This window comes from Cyclobacterium sp. SOCE241 (assembly GCF_056867545.1).
In genome coordinates this window covers 2,139,798-2,156,297 of sequence record NZ_CP149779.1, presented here as the reverse complement: position 1 = coordinate 2,156,297, position 16,500 = coordinate 2,139,798, and the positions used below count along the sequence as shown (strand labels likewise).

At 38.2% G+C, this 16,500-nt stretch carries 16 protein-coding genes and 1 pseudogene; 16 read left to right on the top strand and 1 reads right to left on the bottom strand.

Annotated elements, in window-relative coordinates; all coding sequences use genetic code 11:
* Positions 1-158 precede the first annotated feature (158 nt).
* The 9 genes and pseudogenes from WG932_RS10620 (at position 159) to katG (ending at position 10,138) form a co-directional block, all read left to right on the top strand.
* Positions 159-986, top strand: a complete 828-nt coding sequence (locus WG932_RS10620; RefSeq protein WP_483087903.1) for a helix-turn-helix domain-containing protein — start codon at positions 159-161, stop codon at positions 984-986.
* A 63-nt stretch (positions 987-1,049) separates the two neighbouring features.
* Complete coding sequence (locus tag WG932_RS10615) at positions 1,050-1,460, top strand: DUF1761 domain-containing protein (RefSeq protein ID WP_483087902.1); 411 nt, start codon at positions 1,050-1,052, stop codon at positions 1,458-1,460.
* Between the two features lie 362 nt (positions 1,461-1,822).
* Positions 1,823-3,316 carry a hypothetical protein gene (locus WG932_RS10610; protein WP_483087901.1) on the top strand — a complete coding sequence of 498 codons (1,494 nt, stop codon included), beginning with the start codon at positions 1,823-1,825 and terminating at the stop codon, positions 3,314-3,316.
* A complete protein-coding gene (locus WG932_RS10605; protein ID WP_483087900.1) occupies positions 3,313-3,459 on the top strand; it encodes a hypothetical protein in 147 nt (48 codons plus the stop codon). The genes WG932_RS10610 and WG932_RS10605 overlap by 4 nt, the downstream gene beginning before the upstream one ends.
* A 177-nt stretch (positions 3,460-3,636) precedes the next feature.
* Entirely contained in the window at positions 3,637-4,854 is a 1,218-nt protein-coding gene (locus tag WG932_RS10600; protein WP_483087899.1) for a right-handed parallel beta-helix repeat-containing protein, read from the top strand.
* Positions 4,848-5,432, top strand: a complete 585-nt coding sequence (locus WG932_RS10595) for a hypothetical protein (protein WP_483087898.1) — start codon at positions 4,848-4,850, stop codon at positions 5,430-5,432. The genes WG932_RS10600 and WG932_RS10595 overlap by 7 nt, the downstream gene beginning before the upstream one ends.
* Before the next feature lie 226 nt (positions 5,433-5,658).
* Entirely contained in the window at positions 5,659-6,033 is a 375-nt protein-coding gene (locus tag WG932_RS10590) for a BlaI/MecI/CopY family transcriptional regulator (RefSeq protein WP_014018133.1), read from the top strand.
* Positions 6,034-6,276: 243 nt separating this feature from the next.
* A complete protein-coding gene (locus tag WG932_RS10585) occupies positions 6,277-7,446 on the top strand; it encodes a POTRA domain-containing protein (protein WP_483087897.1) in 1,170 nt (389 codons plus the stop codon).
* Positions 7,447-8,007: 561 nt separating this feature from the next.
* Positions 8,008-10,138, top strand: a pseudogene (katG, locus tag WG932_RS10580) (catalase/peroxidase HPI).
* A gap of 383 nt (positions 10,139-10,521) precedes the next feature.
* Here the strand turns inward: katG and WG932_RS10575 are convergent.
* On the bottom strand, positions 10,522-11,697 hold the full coding sequence (locus tag WG932_RS10575; protein ID WP_483087896.1) for a dicarboxylate/amino acid:cation symporter: 1,176 nt from the start codon (positions 11,695-11,697) through the stop codon (positions 10,522-10,524).
* A gap of 391 nt (positions 11,698-12,088) precedes the next feature.
* Between WG932_RS10575 and WG932_RS10570 the strand changes: the two genes are divergently transcribed.
* The 7 genes from WG932_RS10570 to WG932_RS10540 all read left to right on the top strand — a co-directional run bounded on the left by WG932_RS10570 (position 12,089) and on the right by WG932_RS10540 (position 16,399).
* Positions 12,089-12,472, top strand: a complete 384-nt coding sequence (locus WG932_RS10570; RefSeq protein ID WP_483087895.1) for a beta-galactosidase — start codon at positions 12,089-12,091, stop codon at positions 12,470-12,472.
* Complete coding sequence (locus tag WG932_RS10565; RefSeq protein ID WP_483087894.1) at positions 12,462-12,971, top strand: hypothetical protein; 510 nt, start codon at positions 12,462-12,464, stop codon at positions 12,969-12,971. The genes WG932_RS10570 and WG932_RS10565 overlap by 11 nt, the downstream gene beginning before the upstream one ends.
* A 199-nt stretch (positions 12,972-13,170) precedes the next feature.
* Positions 13,171-13,914 (top strand): alpha-glucuronidase family glycosyl hydrolase, encoded by a 744-nt coding sequence (locus WG932_RS10560; protein WP_483087893.1) that lies wholly within the window; start codon positions 13,171-13,173, stop codon positions 13,912-13,914.
* Complete coding sequence (locus tag WG932_RS10555) at positions 13,884-14,282, top strand: hypothetical protein (RefSeq protein ID WP_483087892.1); 399 nt, start codon at positions 13,884-13,886, stop codon at positions 14,280-14,282. The genes WG932_RS10560 and WG932_RS10555 overlap by 31 nt, the downstream gene beginning before the upstream one ends.
* 80 nt (positions 14,283-14,362) lie before the next feature.
* Positions 14,363-14,599, top strand: coding sequence for a hypothetical protein (locus WG932_RS10550; RefSeq protein WP_483087891.1), 237 nt, complete (start codon positions 14,363-14,365; stop codon positions 14,597-14,599).
* Between the two features lie 23 nt (positions 14,600-14,622).
* Positions 14,623-15,507, top strand: coding sequence for a hypothetical protein (locus WG932_RS10545; RefSeq protein WP_483087890.1), 885 nt, complete (start codon positions 14,623-14,625; stop codon positions 15,505-15,507).
* A 55-nt stretch (positions 15,508-15,562) separates the two neighbouring features.
* Complete coding sequence (locus WG932_RS10540; RefSeq protein ID WP_483088620.1) at positions 15,563-16,399, top strand: dihydrodipicolinate synthase family protein; 837 nt, start codon at positions 15,563-15,565, stop codon at positions 16,397-16,399.
* Positions 16,400-16,500: the final 101 nt, after the last annotated feature.

The window sequence follows — 16,500 nt, the reverse complement described above, 5'->3', positions numbered from 1 at the left end:
TTTTAGATGATTATAAGGTTAGTCAAATGGTTGGGTTTTTCTTGGTTTTAAAGATTAGTGAGCTGGTTAATCTAAATCTAATCTTATAAAACTGCATTATTTTACATTTCAATCCTTGAATTGTCTATATTGATAAGAATAACCAATCAGAATCAGCAGTGCCACTTGAAAGACACTTACTCAAAGGAATATTAAATCAATATATCGAGGCCATATTTCATTTGACGGATTTTATGCCGGATCACTCCATTGAACGGGTGGTTCCCACTGGACACGTATTTATTATTTTTGAGTTAGATGGCTTCCAAAGAAGTACCTATAACAATGAAACTTTAGAACCGATTGCCACTTTTAGGGAAGTTTGGGTTTCAGGTATGCAAAAAAATCATATTTCCATTTCTGCACACCAACAGTCCGAATTGTTTGTAATCCAATTTAAAGCTTTTGGCGCTTTTCCATTTTTTCACTTTCCCATACAAGAGTTGAATGACAGCGTAATTTCCGGGAAGGAGGTGTTTGGTGCAGAAATCCTTGCTTTAAGGGAGGAGATATTGACCCGGAAAACGACTGAAGAAAAGTTTCAAAGTGCTGAGAACTGGTTGCTCAACAGGTTTCGGCAAGATAAAATCCCTCCGACTGATTTATTAGAGGTTTTGGAAAAGCTACAGAATGAACCGGTAATCAATTCGGTAGAAATTTTTGAAGGCTATTCAAAATCTCAAAAACACCTGATAGACCAATTCAAAAAATATGTGGGTTTGACGCCCAAATATTATCAACGCATGCTTCGTTTCAATGAAATTTTACGGCAAATCCATCAAGCTAACAAAATAGAATGGGCGCAGGTTGCTTATCAAATGGAATACACAGATCAGTCACATTTCATCAAGGAATTTAAGCATTTTTCAGGAATTAATCCTTTGAAATTTATTCAACAAGGTTTTCAAGAGGGAACGAATTTTTTTCCACTGGATAAGAAAGGTTAATTTTTTACTATTTCAGGATTTCAAATACCACTAGTATTGTAAAGAACAAAATAACAATGCATTATGGATATGGTATCAGCTTTTGCAAACATCAATTGGTTATCGGTCATAGTTGCCTCAGGATCCTCCTTCTTGGTAGGAGGGATTTGGTATGGACCATTATTTGGTAAGGCTTGGATGCGTGCATTTGGATTTACAGAATCGGACTTGAATACTAGGAATATGTCTAAGGTATTTGGCTTGTCATTATTATTGGCCTTTGTTGCTGCTTTGAACCTAGAGTTGTTTATTGGAGTAAATGCCGATATGTCCTATGGTCTGATTGCTGGATTCTTGGCAGGTTTTGGTTGGGTGGCTACTTTATTGGGAATCTTGTATCTATTTGAAAACCGGTCCTTCAAGGCATTCTTAATCAATGCAGGTTATTGCATCCTTGCTCTTACTTTAATGGGAGGGATTCTAGGGGCTTGGTGAAATTTGATTACATTATCTCTGTTTAAATAATGCTTTTTCTAGTTTTGCCTAAGGAGAGCCGGCTATTAATCTTTTTGGAAACAATTTGGGAGTAATTTTTTCTCCCATACCAATACTTACGTATCTCACTTAAAATCAATTAAATAGATGTATGGGTGGCATGGTATTGAGCAAATATCCTTTTGTTTAGTTCTCTTGATTATCATTTTTCAAGTAAGAACCCTTGTAATTTAAAATTTACAATTTATTTTTAAGTTAAAATCAGTAGATAAAACTGAAAAATTTCCCCCAAAATCACCTCATGTTTCATCCTTGTTTTTTGACTTTAGTTTTTAAGTAATTTCCTAATCATAATTTTTAATATGAATAAAATAAGCATTTTTCTTATTTCAATATTGTTATTGGTGGGTTGTGACAGTGTGGAGCCTGAGATGGAACCCACATGGCCCATAGCAGAGACAAAAGATTTTAATGTATCGCTAAATTTACCTGAGAATACCTCTCTCAAATTATCTGAGTTAACTGTTTCATCGCTTTTTACCAATGAGAATCAGCTAGCCAATGGTGAGGGTTCAGTAGAACTGTTTGATGACAATGCGATGGAATTGGTCTATGCCACTAACCCTGAAGGTGATATAGTATTGATGAATATCGTAAATCCAATGACTACTGAAGAGGTGATTCTGGATTCCAAAACTACAGCTCAGAGTCTTGCCATGATACACCCTTGGGTCATGAACCTTTCCGTAGAGGCAAGGCAAGAAGCCTTTGATGAGATCGCTTTGTTGCCGGAATTCAATGCTTACCATGATTTGATTGTCCAAGGAATTAATTCTGGCGAAATTAATCCTTTGGCCAGTGATGTTATTGTTGAAGCTATAGGTGATTTTCAGCATTCCTTGTTGAGTAGGATTGAAGTTGAAATTGCCCCATTGGTAATGGAAATAGACAATGATGCCGTAAACCTTACCAATAAGTCGAGTAGCATGGCTTATTCCCTTCAATTGTATGATGAAAACAATAAGGAATTTGGAGATCCCTATCTGGTGGATGGGGTTAACAAAGAGATTTTATCTTGGGGAACGATTGGTAATTTTGTGACGGGTAATTTTGACTTGTTTACACCCCAGGAAATAAAGTTTCAAGTTCCTTCAGCAGCGCAGGTTTATACATTAAAAGCCGATTCTTGGGCAGGTGATGCGGCCTGGAGAAATGGTGCCAATATAAGTTCGTCAATTGTAGGGATTGTATCTACCACCCTAGGGAAACTGATGAAAAATTCAGAATGTGCCATAAGTATTGGCTCCTTTTTTTATGGTCATGCGGGAACAGTTCTCCAACAAATGACTCAAAATGAACTCTCTACTTCTCAAGGGATGGGGCAACTTATTTCTATTATTGGAAATACAAGCAATAGTTTACACGGAGTGATAAATTCCTGCCCCGGTAACTATTCTATTGGATCACAAGCTTTTAATCAAGCGATTAAAGCTCTTTCATTGGTTGGGAATCTGGAGAATGGTGTCCTCTTTTTTAATGCAGTGGACATCTCACAGTATGATTCGCAGATAGACTTTTGCTTTGAAAAATCTGAGGATGATATCATTGATTGCAGCAATAAAATGACAGGAACTTGGGGATTTGAGTTTATGAACAGTGCTTGTTCGGCTAAAGGAACCATTACCTTCGAGGAGGATGGTTCAATTACCATAGAAAACCCTTTAAGCATTGATGGGTTTAACGAGGGGGAAGTAACTAGTTTTTACGACTTTAATGGTGAGACATTGACTATAAATTATGAAAGAGACTATGACTTGTGTGCTGCCCTCCCGGGTCTCCGGATTTTGTTGATGTGATAGAGCACTTAACAATTCAGGTCGAAGTAGATGAGGACGATGGTTTTCAGGGAACTTATACCTACGCTTATTCAGGGGATGGAATTAAAACCTGTAATATTCAAACGCCCAATTGCAATGGGGAAATAGTTGTTTTTAAATAAGCTGCATTTTGATGGGAAAATAAGCTTAGCGTTTGTAGGGTAGAGAATGATTTAATTTCAAGTTTAAAATTTTCAACGGTTTATAGGTTTAATTAACAATTAATTGGTTTATTTTAAGTTAGATTTTACCCTAGCTTAGGATTAGTATATACAATTAATAATTAGCCCAATACCTACATGATAACAAAATCATTCTTATCAATAATAGCCCTTATTTTTAGCTATAATTTCAGTGTTGCCCAAGATGAAGCATCTAAGGAAGCGTCTGAAATAAATCAAAGTGTTTTTTATATTAAGGATATTTTACAGGATGGAAAGGGGGATTTTGACCCTTGGAATACCGACCGTTGGGCTGCCTGGTACAATGATAAAGGAGAGTTGATCCGTCAGTTTGATGTGGATACTTCTGTTAAATTCAAATCAAGGAAAGAACCCTGGTTGGTGAAAATAAGTAAGCAGTTTACCAATAAATCTCTTTTTACCATCGCAAAACAAGGTATTGTGATGGATGGCAATGGATTGGTTATGGATGTAAGAACCACCAACCAAAGCCTTCCTCTTGATGAATTGTATGCCTTAAGAAAGGAACCATGGAAAGAAGGAAATGAACTTCGAGGCATATTCTATAATCTTCCTGAAGCAGCAGGGATCCAGCCAACTCAAATAAAGAGATTTACATTTATGGGGTGGAAGCGAGGTGTTAAAATAAATGGTTCAGGAGATCAGGAGCAACATCGTTTGATTGTGGAAAATTGTGTTTTCACCCGCAACAGGGTAGGTTTTTATACCAATGGATATAACACATTGATGAAGAATTGCCGGCTGTATGAAAATGGCTATGGAGCCATATACTCCGGGAGTAAAAGTCGTAGAAATCAATTTATTGGCAATTTTTTTAGGGACAATACCCTCAGTCAGCATCAGCATTCCTATGGGGATTTTATTGGGGACACTTTTTTCGACAGTGAAATCAGTAACAATGAATTTGCTAAATCCCATATAAAATCAGAACAAAGGAGAATTGGCATTTCCATGTTTAGGAATATGGGGGAAAGCAATAATTTGCGGGAGCAGATGCCTCACTATAATATTATCCGCGGCAATCAATTTGATGGTTATTCGGTAGCCATACATATAGGCTCACGCATGGGAAGAGACACAAGAAATGACATTACAGACGAAGGACGTGACTATGCTTTTTATAATCTTATATCAGACAATACCATTGCCAATTCAACAATAGGAATAAAAATCAACACCGAAGGAAACACCGTAAGTCGGAATAGGTTTATCCACGTAAAAGAAGAAATTGTATTGCATTGTGTGTTCTTTTCTTTGGAAAACACCACAATTAACCACCAAAAAATGCTTTCGTTAAACTTTGGTATGTGTTAGATGATTATGCACCTTATGCAGACTGGTTCAAATTTCAGGATGATTTAAATGGAAGTATTAATAGAGATGAGAAATTGATTTCGGTTAACTCACTTACAGAGGGTCCAAATTTCTCAGCTATCATAAGCGGAAATTTCAAGCTAAATCAGGAGCAGCCTGATCCGGAGAATCTATTGACAGATTTTAGGCTTGGAGCTCCAATAGCCACCGAGGAGGGAGAGTTTAGCTTGGATTTACCAGGAAATGAATTTGTAGCCATTTATAATCGACCAATTTCCCGCATAGGGGAAAAGGATTATTACAGCATCCTCTTTTTTGACAAGAAGGGAACAGAGATCAATAGGTGCGGAAGGTCTGCGGTTAAATGGAAAGAGATTGCTGTAGGATATTTCACAAAAAACAATGGGGAGATGGAGGTAGCAGCTATACCTGCAGAAGCAATTGATGGAAAATACCCTGTTTATATTTTTGATCGAGGGTTCAAAATACCTAAGGAAGTTCGTTTTAGGGACAATGAGAATTCAGGAATTACCCTACTGACAGGTAAAGATCAGAAGCTGCAGGTGATCATTCAATAGCGCTAGCAGAGGTTGTTAGTGTTAATCAAAGCTTTTTGGTATAGCCGGACTTTTTGTAATCAGTTATCAGGTCCCATCGCTATATAAGGTAATCATCCAAAAAAATTTCGGTTACAATAACCAATCCACAGCATTTAACCTTTTTAAGGAATATTTTAACGCAATTTAACGTTATATAACTCATTCATGAGTTGAATAACTCAAGTATGCGTTATATATTTGTTCTATGAAAGAATTAACACAAAGAGAATTAGCAGTATTGGAGATACTTTGGGATATCGAAAGGGGTTTTGTAAATGATGTCCTTGATAAGTTTCCAGACCCAAAACCACCGTATACTACAGTGTCTTCAATAATTAGAATTTTGGAAACCAAAGGATACGTAAATCATAGGGCCTTTGGAAAAACTCATGAATACGCACCTTGTATTTCAAAAGTAAAGTACAAGAAAGGGCTATTGAAAAATATGGTATCACATTTTTTTGAAGGTTCATTTGATAATGTGGTTTCATTCATGGCTAAAGAAAACGAACTAACAGAAAAAGAAATTACGGAGATTTCATCCCTTATTGAACATTATAAAAACAAAGGAGATGAATAACTGGCTTATATATTTGATTGAAGTCTCAGTTTGTCAGACACTATTTGGTCTTCTTTTTTGGACAGTCTTTCGTCATCTTTCTTTTTTTAAGCCAATAGGATCTATCTGTTAACAGTTACCATTATTAGTTTTATTATTCCTTTAATTAGTATCCCTTTTTGGAATGCACCTGCGAGTGACGCATCAATAAGTGTTTTTCATAGACTTGGGCATATAGAATTGCCAATTGTACCGGACAAAAATATGTCTATACATGCTACAATTTTTAATGTTAACTGGTTGATGACCATTTTAAGTTTGGTTTATTTAATTGGATTTTCATACCGATTTTGGAAACTCTTTAGTGGAATTATTGCAGTTATAAAACTTACCCGGAACCATGCATTTTCTGAAGAGGATGGCATTAAAATCATTTTCATAGATCGGGGCCCCTCATTTTTTTCATTTTTGAATTATATATTTATAAATAGGAGCCATTTAGCTATTTCGGAGGAGGAGTTTACACAGGTAATTGAACATGAAAAAGCACATGTTACTCAACGTCACACGTTAGATAATCTCTTAATGGAGCTTTCCATCTTAATATGTTGGTTTAATCCAGTTCTTAGACTAATGAAAAAGGAGCTCAATAATGTCCACGAGTATTATGCCGATGCAAAAGCCAATGCATTTAAAGGGAATACTGAAAGCTATTCTAAGCTCATATTAAAACTTGCCTCTAACAAAGGGAGTAGTTTCTTAACCCATCAATTTTCAATGAACACTATAAAAAAACGAATCATTATGCTAAATAAAACCAAATACAAAAAGCGTATCGCTCTGCGGTACATTCTGGTAGGGCCGTGCTTAATGCTATTAATGGTAGCATTCTCCTTTGTCCCAAAAAGTAGTAGTACTCAGAAAAATATTGAAGCCAAAGGTATTCCTTATGTTATTGGAAACATTTTTTGGGAAGGGAATTCACACTACTCCGATGATTATTTATCAGGATATTTAGGACTTAAAACTGGAGATCCGTTTAATGAAGAAGTGATTAATGAAAAGCTTTCCTATCAGCCGGAAGGACGTGATTTGGGTTCTTTATTTATGGATCAAGGCTACCTGTACTTCGCTATAGAAATGAATAAAGAAATCATAGGCAATAAAGTTGACATAACCTTTAACATTTTCGAGGGAAAGGTTTCCGAAATTGACAAAATTTTAATTACTGGAAACAAAAAGGTGTCGACAGAAAAAATCCTTAAAATGGTAGATATTGCAAAGGGTGACTTGTTCTCTAGAAGTAAATTGATGTCTTCTCAAAAGAAAATCATTGAATCAGGTCTTTTTGATTCAGATAAACTTACTCCGAATATTATTCCTCATCCAAACGATGGAACGGTTGACATTGAATTTAATGTGGTAGAACTATAAGGAGTACTTACAGCCATTTCTACGTGTAAGCTTTCAAGTTTATTTTTGGATCAGGGAATGGCTGTTATCTTTATTGACTATATCTAAAGTCTGTAAAATCTAAAAAATGATTTTTTCTTCGTTCTATTGCTGAAATTCTTTAATAAATTGCTATTTTGTAAAACGGCAATAAGCATTTAAACCGATTATTATCAGGGACTTTTTTAATTTAGTAACTGTAAGTAGGTGAAATTAATTTGTTGAAAATTCTTTCCTGAATAATGGGGTCTTTGTTGATTGTCTAACGTGAAGCTTTTATTAGTTCAAAATTTTAAAAATGACTTTTTTCATAAAATAAGGTCATTTAAATCTTGAGTTGATAATTGAGCATGTGTTTGAATTTGATTGGTAAAAATTTTACAGTAATAAACCTTTTCAACTATGGACAAAAATGAAAACCCAAAAGCATCACAGGAAGAAAGCAAATGCCCGCACCATGAAAAACAGGATGAAGGCGTAACCATTGCTGAAGGCAACGATAATACCTCTGCCAATGGTAGTTCGGCCGGTAAATGCCCTGTAATGCATGGCGGAAATACTTCAGTCAACGCATCCGTTATGAGTTGGTGGCCCAATGCCCTCAATCTTGATATTCTGCATCAACACGACAGCAAAACAAATCCTTTAGGTCAGGACTTTGATTACCAGGAGGAGTTAAAAAAGCTTGATGTTGAAGCATTAAAAAAGACATGCATGCGCTCATGACTGATAGTCAGGAATGGTGGCCGGCAGATTGGGGACATTATGGTGGCTTATTTATTCGTATGTCTTGGCATTCAGCCGGATCCTATAGAATTTCTGACGGGCGTGGTGGCGGAGGTGCAGGAAACCTTCGGTTCGCACCCTTAAATTCTTGGCCCGATAACGTTAGCTTGGACAAAGCCAGAAGATTGCTTTGGCCCATTAAGAAAAAATATGGCAATAAAGTCAGTTGGGCGGATTTAATTATACTGGCAGGAACCATTGCCTATGAGAGCATGGGGTTAAAAACCTATGGTTTCTCCTTTGGAAGGGAAGATATTTGGCATCCTGAAAAAGATACTTATTGGGGAGCTGAGAAAGAATGGTTGGCACCAAGTGATGAGCGATATGATAATGTGGAGAATCCATCAACCATGGAAAACCCTTTGGCAGCTGTGCAAATGGGGTTAATTTATGTGAACCCGGAGGAGTCAATGGTAAACAAGATCCTTTAAAAACTGCAGCGCATATCCGTGAAACCTTTGCCCGGATGGCCATGAATGATGAAGAGACTGCTGCCTTAACTGCCGGAGGACATACGGTAGGCAAAACCCATGGCAACGGTGATGCAAGCATTTTGGGCCCGGCACCTGAGGCTGCGGATGTGGAAGAACAAGGGTTGGGATGGCACAATCCTACCAAAACCGGAAAAGGTCGCTATGCAGTGACAAGTGGCCTAGAAGGTGCATGGACAACGCATCCTACCAAATTTGACAATGGTTTTTTTGAAATGCTGTTCAATCATGAATGGGAGCCTCGTCAAAGTCCTGCAGGAGCTTGGCAGTGGGAACCGGTAAGCATAAAAGAGGAGGACAAACCGGTAGATGTTGAAGATCCAAGTATCCGTTTAAATCCAATGATGACGGATGCCGATATGGCGATGAAGGTGGACCCTATCTACAGAGAGATCTGCTTGAAATTCATGAATGATCACGAATATTTTTCAGAAACCTTTGCACGTGCTTGGTTCAAATTAACCCACAGGGATATGGGACCAAAAGTTAGGTATTTTGGACCTGATGTGCCGGAGGAAGATTTGATATGGCAAGACCCTGTTCCTGCCGGAAAAGCGGATTATGATGTGGCAGCTGTAAAAGGGAAAATTGCCGATTCCGGTTTATCAATTGCAGAGATGGTGGCCACCGCATGGGACAGTGCACGCACCTATCGGGATTCTGATAAGCGGGGTGGAGCAAATGGCGCCAGAATACGTTTAGCCCCTCAAAAAGATTGGGAAGGCAATGAACCTGAGCGATTGGACCATGTATTGTCTGTACTCGAACCTATCGCTGCTGAATTTGGGATCAGTATTGCTGATACCATTGTATTGGCAGGGAATCTATGTGTAGAGCAAGCCATCAAAGCGGCAGGTTTTGATATTACTGTTCCTTTTTCACCCGGTAGGGGAGACGCTACCGATGAAATGACAGATGCAGATTCATTTGATCCACTAGAACCATTGGCTGATGGATATCGCAACTACAGCAAAAAAGACTACGTCGTAAGTTCTGAAGAATTGATGCTCGATCGAACCCAGCTAATGGGACTAACTGCGCCGGAAATGACCGTGCTCGTTGGAGGTATGCGAATGCTAGGCACAAATTATGGCAATACCAAACATGGTGTCTTTACCGATAATGTCGGTGCTTTGACAAACGATTTCTTTGTTAATCTTACAGATATGGCGAACACATGGAAACCGAAGGAGCAGGGGCTTTATGATATTTGCGACCGAAATACGGGTGAAGTAAAATGGACCGCTACGCGTATGGATCTGGTTTTTGGTTCCAATTCTATTTTACGTTCGTATGCCGAAGTTTATGCTCAAGACGATAGCAAAGAAAAGTTTGTAAATGACTTTGTAAAGGCCTGGACGAAGGTAATGGATGCTGATCGGTTTGATTTGAAATAATCTAGTTGCTTCAGTTTATAATAAAAATCGGCTTTGATATACTATCGAAGCCGATTTTTTATTTTTTGAGAAACCATGCAAAGAGTTATGGGATTTTCAAAGCTCAATTAAAGTCGAGATTTTGTCAGTATAATTGCAGGAAAAAAGCAACTATACCGCCAAAATCGTATCTTTTTCTTTGTTATACCAGGAGCTCACACCTCTTTCTACAAAAATCTCACTCTTCCGGAGTTTTCCGAATGAACGAATTTTCACAGTCAGCTTTAACACAGAAATGTATGTTTAGCTATAAAAAGTTATAGGGCGTTTTACAATAGGATTTCTTGAGGTAGTTTTTTCCAGCGAAGTGATCTGTCCCTAAATCGGTACTTCCTATTTCAGTATTAAGCGACCAACTTTTCTTTGGTTACCTTATCCATCACTATAGCTATTGCCCCGTCTCCGGTCACATTGCAGGCGGTGCCAAAACTATCCATGGCAATGTACAAAGCGATCATTATGCCAATCATCTCTTCATTAAAGCCTAACATGGATTGAAGGATACCAACAGCGGCCATAATGGCTCCTCCGGGAACTCCCGGTGCGGCGATCATGGCAATGCCCAAAACAAAAATAAATCCGGTAAAGAGTGTGAAACCAAAAGGCATTCCATATAGAATCATCAAGGCCATGGCACAAGCAGTGATTTTCATAATACTGCCAGACAGGTGAATGGTCGCACATAAGGGAATTACAAAGCCTGCAATTTTCTCAGAAACACCATTTTTTAGCGCTTGTTCTAAGGTTACAGGAATGGTGGCTGCAGAAGATTGGGTGCCCAATGCTGTGAAATAGGCAGGCATCATTGTGATCAGTAACTTAAAAGGATTTTTCTTTGAAACCAAACCTGCAATGATATATTGAAGCAATAACAGTAAAACGTGCAAGGCAAAAATCACCCCAATAATGCTTATAAACACAGATAGAATTGAAAAGACTTGTCCGCTAAAGGACATTTTTGCAAAAATACCCAAAATGAAAAGCGGCAAGAGTGGGATGATTACATTTTCAATCAATTGCATGATGATTTTTTGGAAGTCTCTCACCATCAATTTTAGATTTGATTCTTCCTGGGTGGAAAGACCTATTCCAACTACAAAGGCTAAAACAAGGGCTGACATGACGTCGAGTATGGGAGGAATGCTAATACTAAAGTAAGGTGTAAGTTTAGGTCCTTCTTCTGCTATTGGAGCAGCTCCGTTGGCATGTGATTCCAAAAGCATGGGGAATATCCCTGAAGTAGTTAGATAGGTCATAAAACCTGAGAACAAGGTCGAACCATATGCAATGGCAGCAGCCATTAACAATAATTTTCCTGCACCTTTTCCCAAATCAGCTATTGCAGGCATTATTAATCCCATAATAATTAAGGGTATAGCGAAATTTAGAAACTGTCCGAAAAAAGCATTAAAGGTGGTGAAGATCCGATTGATGGATTCAGGTAAATACTGTCCGAAAAGAATGCCCAATATTATGGCAAGAAAAACTTTAAACAATAAATTTGAAAATAGTTGTTTCATGATCTACACTAATTATCCCAATAGGAAATGTCTGCTTTATAATAAACTTTAGGAAGGCTAATATACAGCCATTGTCCGGAAGGAGGGTTTTTGTTTTGGTAAATTGATCTTAAAATACATTCTATAGGCTAAGTTATGAGTATCAATTAATTTATAACATTTTCTTTTTTGATGGAAAAGGCATTGTAAAATATTATTTATACAAAATTTAATCGTTTATTTTAAGGATAATTAAACTTTTGCCTAAAATGCGGGTCTTACCGTAATCAATCTTAAATATAATGTGAATGAGAAGGTTTTTTTAACTTTCTTCTATTTGGTTTGCCTTTCATGCAATCGTATTGAAGCACCCAAAGTTGAAAATAACAGCGGTATTTACAAACCAAAGGGTTTGTATTCAAGTTCAATTGGAAATGAAACAGCCTTGGATAATGCCCATGTCAATGGTGCTTTAATTCGTGTGAAATGGAATGATATTGAACCGGAGGAAGGTATATATGATTTTTCATTGATTGATCAATTTCTTTTATCAATTAAAGAAAGAAATCTGGAATGGAGTTTAGGAATTATTGCGGGAGAAAGTAGCCCTTTATGGTTGTTTGAAGATGAAAAAGTTGACTCATTTGAAATTACTGATTTTTATGGCAATGTAAAGGTAATACCGAAAATGTGGGACAATCAGGTTATTCTCAAATTAAATCAATTGGCTTTGGCCTTGGCAGCTAAATATGGAAATGATGAAGACCTAGGTCTATGTCCCGCAAATGACTGCTAATGGCATTGAAGGCCACTTTAATGGAGTGTCCGAAACTGTTCTTATCAATGCAGGATTCACTGCTGACAAATGGGTGAATGCCGTTAAGTCAACAGCTGTAAACTTTGCAATGGCCTTCCCTGATAAAGCCATTGCAGTAGAAGTCCATGACCTTATCAATGACAGTGCTATTCCAAACCAAATGTTAACAGACTTATGGAATGACAGTTCTTTGAATCAGCGAGTTGGAGCCGCAATTTGGTGGATTTCCGGTAAGACAACTTACCAACCCAATTTATTGGCCGCATTAACCGCTTTTCCGGGTGATATTTATGCCCAAGCAATTGGCAGGTCTGATCAAAGAGAAAGATTTAAAGACGGTGATTACAGCACAATGTTGGCTCAGGCAAAGGCCATGGGGGTAAGGTATATAGAACTTTGGGAATATGAATTTGTAAACAATACTTTTCCAAATGAATTTTCTGATTTTAATGCCTACGCCAATGCTACTTATGATTAGCAATGGGCGAGAATAAGGCTTCAATTCAATTCTTGTTAGTAGGCAGTTTATTAACTTTTTCATTCAATGGGCTAATCTTGTCCCCCACCCACCATGGTAGGTTTTGTCCAGTTAGCAGTAGTTAAGGTTGAGGTTAGAAAGGTATCATTATACAGAATGAGATGAAGCCTTTCTTTCAATGGAGTAAAAGCTACATGAAATGAAGACAATTACAAAGTTTTGGGCTGTAACTATAGCATTGATTGCCCTGATATCCTGTGTCAATGAAGATCAAGAAAAGCTTGATTTGTCAAAGGCAAATATTTTAATATCTCCACAGATCAAATCGCCTATCCAGCAAACCGCAGGGGAGGTCTTGGTCGAAGAAATTGAAAAACGCACTGCACTTCATCTGAGAGTTTCAGATAAATGGGAAAGCAATACTACCATTGCCATAGCTTTGGAAAATGACAATGAGTTATTTGGCAAGACACCTCCTTCGAAGAGCAATAGCATTCCCGAAGACTTGAAGGCAGAAGGTTACCATATTTTTCATGAGAGGGATGAAAACCAAAATATAATATGGATTCTGGGTAGCGATACTAGAGGCATCTTATTTGGTGTAGGTAAGTTGCTGAGATTGGCGAATATGAAGGATGGTGAAATCACAATCAATTCAGCCATCAATATTTCGGAAGCACCGGAATATCCTCTACGTGGTCATCAATTCGGTTATCGAAATACTGCCAATTCTTGGGACGCTTGGACTGTGGAACAATTTGATCAACATTTTAGAGAGCAAGTGCTTTTTGGAGCCAATAGTTTTGAGAATATACCCTTTCAGAAGGTTAACTCTAGTCCGCACTTTAAGGTCAATCCTCAGCTTATGGAGGTTGAGCTTAGCAAAATATGTGAGAAATATGATGCTGAGTATTGGGTTTGGACCCTGCTCCGCATGATTTGACCATTGAAAATGCCCATCAGGAAGGACTTGATGAACAGGAAGCATTTTATGCCAAATGTCCAAGGTTAGATGGTGTCTTTGTACCTGGAGGAGATCCGGGAGAAAACCACCCTGCGCAATTGATTCCCTATTTAAATGATTTATCAGCTATATTGAAGAAGTATCATCCGGAGGCAGGGATTTGGGTTTCCTTGCAGGGATTTAACAAGGAAAAAGTTGATTATTTCTTCGATTATTTGGAACAGCATAATCCTGATTGGCTCAAAGGATTGGTATATGGGCCAAGTAGTCCTCCAATAGCGTTAGAGAGGAAGTTGTTGCCAAAAAATACCTGCACCGCTTTTATCCTGATATTACCCATACCGTAAGGTGTCAGTATCCTGTAGACAATTGGGACCAAGCTTTTGCCTTGACATTGGGCAGGGAGCCATGCAATCCTCAACCCTTAATGTATACTGATCTGTTTGTTAGAGATAGCCAATTTACCGATGGATTCATCACGTATTCAGATGGTACCCATGATGATGTCAATAAGGTGTTGTGGAGCCAGCTGGGCGTCAATCCCCAAAAGGACCCCAAAGAAATTATCATGGAGTATAGCCGATTTTTCTTTGGCGAGGAAGTCGCCGAGGAAGCTACTGAAGGAATATTTGCTCTAGAAAAAATTGGGACGGGCCGATTATAAGCAATGATGCGATTAAAAAAACCTTGGAATTATGGAAAAGATTGGAAGTGGACAACCCACAATTGGCCGAAAATTGGAGATGGCAGCAATTGGTGATGCGGGCTTATTATGATGCTTATATAAAAGATAGGTTGGTCTTTGAAAAAGGATTGGAAGCTGAAGCCTATAAAATATTGGCTCGAGCCGAGACCATAGGTGCAGACGAGGCCATGCATGATGCCCTTCAACAATTAAAAAAAGCAACCATTGAAATGGTCTCCCAAGACTTGAAGGAAAAAGTATTTGTTTATGGGGAAAAACTTTTTCAATCCATCGGAGCGCAATTAAGCGTAGAAAAGTACCAGGCACGAAGTGCGGAAAGAGGTGCGATTCTGGATTTTATTGATTACCCTTTGAACAACAGGTGGTGGTTGGAAGATGAATTTGAAAAAGTAAAGGAATTGGAGAGTGAAGAGGAAAAGTTGGCAAGACTGGATTTTATTAGGACTTATGACTCTCCGGGAGAGGGAAGTTTTTATGATAACATTTCAAGTGCAGATGCCGAACATGTTACCTCCAAAACAGACGATGCCATAGACTTCTTGTGGGAAAATGATGGTTTGAGCAGAAAGCGCCTTTCTACACAGTTGTTTCAATTTACCCCAACCTTGGAATACCATGATTTAGATCCTAATACCAATTACCTGATTAGGGTTTCCGGATTTGGTGAAGCATTGTTGAGAGCAAATGACCTACGTCTTGTGCCGACCAAATATGAAAAAGGATTTGAGGAGTTTAAAGAGTTTCCGCTTCCAAAAGATATTATCAAAGATGGAACATTAAAGCTAAGCTTTGACAAGCCGGATGAGGAGCACCTAAACTGGAGGAAGCAATCCAGGGTAACAGACGTTTGGCTGATCAAAAGATAAGTATGGATAGAGAAAAAAATTCCAGCCAAGGCAGGAGCTTTATCCTTTAAAAGGAATTGTTACGGTACTCAATACGCCATTTACGAAATACGATAGCATTGATTTTGATTCCCTAGAAAGGAATGTTAATGAAGCGCTGAAGGCTGGTGTAGCAGGTTTTTTGGTGCCTGCAATGGCAGCAGAAGTATATAAATTGACAGCTTCTGAACGACAAAGCATGTTAGCTTTGGTGTTAGAAACTGTGAATGGTAAAGTGCCTGTGATTGGTGGAGCCGGAGAACAGGATTTGGACAATAGTAAAAAGCTTTTAAAATCATATTTGGATTTAGGCTGTAAAAATGTATTGTTCCAAATTCCTTTTGTTGACGAAAATCAGTTTCGAAAGCACTTTATGGATTTGGCGGATTTATCCCCTGAAATGATTATGCTTCAGGATTGGGATGCTACCGGAAGTGGCTTGCCGGATAAATTGATCTGTGAGTTATTCGATGAGGTCCCTACTTTTCGTTGTCTAAAAATAGAAACTGTTCCTGCCGGGCCCAAATACTCACGTATTCTAAAACTTACCCAAGGAAAACTAAATGTCAGTGGAGGTTGGGCTGTTTCTCAAATGATGGACGGGCTTAATAGGGGTGTCCATGCATTTATGCCCACCGGTATGCATTGGATTTACACCAAAATATACCACCAATTTGAAATGGGCGAAACTCAGGAGGCTGAATCCTTATTCAAAACAATTTTACCTGTATTGAATTTTTCTAATCAGAGTTTAGACCTTTCAATCCATTTTTTAAGCGATTATTATACAGGCAAGGCATCTATACACAGCCTAATGTTCGGTTCCCAATTGGACCATTTGATGGTGAACAAAGAAGGCAGGCTGACATGCTAATTGATCAAGTTATACAGATTGAGGATGAACTAAAAACGGAAAAAGGCTAGACTGATATCGCTAATTCTATTGCTGAATAGGTCTGTAAGGCTTGAAGGGTG